This window comes from Candidatus Angelobacter sp., from assembly GCA_035607015.1.
Classification (GTDB): Bacteria; Verrucomicrobiota; Verrucomicrobiia; order Limisphaerales; family AV2; genus AV2.
On sequence record DATNDF010000476.1, the window covers coordinates 1 to 2,699 of the forward strand.

The following is a 2,699-nucleotide window of genomic DNA, read 5'->3' on the forward strand; positions in this document are numbered from 1 at the left end:
GTGAGTGGACGCAAACTCCTGTGATTATTCTGACCGTGCAGGACGCGGAGGCGGACAAGGTCGCCGCTCTCGACAACGGTGCCGACGATTATGTGACAAAACCGTTCAACACGGGCGAATTGCTGGCGCGATTGCGTGCCGCGTTGCGGCACGCGGACAAGACCGGGCGCGAAGCTCCGGTTTTTCAGTCGGGTGACCTCGTGGTGGATCTTGTCGCGCGCCAGGTGACGCGCAAAGGCCAGCCGGTTAAACTGACGGCGACTGAATACAGCCTGCTGCACCTGTTCATCCGCCATGCTGGCAAAGTGCTCACGCATCGGCAAATTCTTCGCCAGATTTGGGGACAAGGCAATGAGGAGCAGACGCATTATTTGCGCGTTTATATGGCGCACTTGCGGGAGAAACTCGAAGCCAACCCGGCGCGGCCCGTACTGTTCATTACCGAACCGGGAGTCGGGTACCGGCTGCGCGCGTTATCCGGGACATGATGGACGGGAATGCCAGGCTCGCCACTTGGGTCTGGCGCTTGCTCTTGCCGCGACCTTCGATAAACCAAACGGATCGCATTGCGCGCCAGGCAGATTGCGAGCGAGTGATTGACAATCGGGGAATTTGTGCGATTTGCAGAATCGATTGAAGTAGTTGCAGCCTAAATTGGCCTGCCTTCCTGCAGGCCAATGCGGGGGACCCAAAATCCTCAAGCAATTGAGGACGGGGCGCAGGAGTTCCGGCAACGGAATTCCAGGCCACTTTCAAGGCCCAGCCCGTCAGCTAACCTCGTCGGCAATTGGAAGGGCGATCCTCTAGGGCCGCAGGTCGCGGCACCATCTGGTCTCCCAAACTCAGAACCGCGTTGCCACTCGCGCGGCGCAGGCCGCCGGAAGTGCGCAACCACATCGGAGATCGATATGAATACAATGGTCATGTTGGGAGTGCTCTCACCTGTCGTCAGTTTGTTCGTCGTCACCATTCTCGTGGTGATGTTCATCGGGCCGTTCGTGCTCGGCGCGGTGCTGATTCAGGAACGGCAAGTGGGTATCGTCGTAAAGCGGTTTGGAACTCGCGCGCTGCCGCCCGGACGTTTGGTTGCGCTGGACGGCGAAGCCGGGTATCAAGCCGACACCCTCGCCCCGGGACTCCATTTCGGCTACTGGCGCTGGCAATATCGCATCACCAAAGAGCCTGTGACAATCGTGCCCCAGGGCGAAATTGCGCTGGTGCTCGCCGCGGATGGCGCGGCAATTCCGCCGGAGCGCATCCTCGGGAAGGTGGTTGACTGCGACAACTTCCAGGATGCCCGGAAGTTTCTGCTCAACGCTGGCGAGAAGGGTCGTCAGCTTGGCATCCTGACGGCTGGAACCTACCGCATCAACGCGGCGTTGTTCACTGTGATTACGTCGGCGACCGCGGCGGAACACGGAATGTTCCCAGAACAACTGCGGCTCCACCGTGTTGAACCGGACATGGTCGGCATCGTCACGACTCTTGACGGCCGGCCCATTGAGGCTGGCGAGATCGCCGGACCGGTCATTCCGGGCCATGACAATTTCCAGAACGCGCAGGCGTTTCTCGACGGCGGCGGGCGGCGCGGTTTGCAGGAGCAAATCCTGTTGTCCGGCACGTGGAATTTGAACCCCTGGTTTGCGCAGGTCGAACAGGTTCCCATGGTGCAGATTCCGATCGGCTATGTCGGCGTCGTCATATCGTTCGTCGGCAAGGCGCACGAAGACGTCAGCGGTGTGGAATTCAAGCATGGCGACCTGGTCAATGTCGGCCACAAAGGCGTCTGGGTGTCGCCGCTTTATCCGGGCAAACACCCAATCAATACCCGCGTGATGAAAGTCGAATTGGTGCCGACGACGAACATAGTTCTTAACTGGGCGAGCCGCACCGAGTCGCACAACTACGATGCCAAGCTGTCGTCCATCACGGTGCGTTCGCGGGACGGCTTCGCGTTCAACCTCGACGTCGCGCAAATCATCCACGTCGGCGCGCTCGATGCGCCGAAGGTGATTTCACGGGTCGGTTCGATGCAGAACCTCGTGGATCATGTTCTGCAGCCGATTGTCGGAAACTACTTCCGCAATTCGGCGCAGGACTACACGGTGCTTGATTTCCTGGGCGCGCGCAGTCAGCGCCAGGTCGAAGCCGCCGAGCACATCCGGGCGGCGATCGGCGCCTACGACGTGCAGGCGATCGACACGCTTATCGGCGACATCAATCCGCCCGCGACGTTGATGGAAACACAGACGGACCGGAAGATCGCCGAAGAACAACGAAAGACCTACGAAGTGCAGGAAGCCGCGCAGAAGCAGCGCCAACAACTCGTGCGTCAGACTTCGCTGGCCAACATCCAGCAAGAGGTGGTTGGCGCCGAACAGGGCGTGAATATTGCCGAGCTGCGGGCGAATGCAAACGTGAAGCAGGCCACCGGCGATGCCGAGTCCATGAGGCTCCGTGCCATCGGTGAAGCGGAAGCAATCCGCGCCACCGGCCGCGCCAAGGCCGAAGCGTATCGCGTCGGCGTCGAATCGCTCGGCGCTCAGGGCTACACTGTCATGCAGCTCATGCAGATCGTCGGTGAACGCAACGTGCGCATTGTGCCCGATGTGGCGGTGAGCGCCGCCAATCAGAGCACCGGACTGGTGGATGGTCTGCTGGGAATGATGCTGCGCGAACACTCTGCGCACCCGGGCCCG

Annotated in this window: 2 protein-coding genes and 1 riboswitch; both genes read left to right on the forward strand. The window is 60.6% G+C overall.

Annotated elements, in window-relative coordinates:
* The coding region (locus VN887_18955; GenBank protein ID HXT42095.1) for a winged helix-turn-helix domain-containing protein at positions 1–488 on the forward strand (488 nt) is incomplete at its 5' end.
* 148 nt (positions 489–636) lie between these two features.
* A riboswitch (cyclic di-AMP (ydaO/yuaA leader) is annotated at positions 637–800 on the forward strand.
* Between the two features lie 117 nt (positions 801–917).
* Positions 918–2,699: flotillin family protein (locus VN887_18960; GenBank protein HXT42096.1), on the forward strand; the 1,782-nt coding region annotated here is incomplete at its 3' end.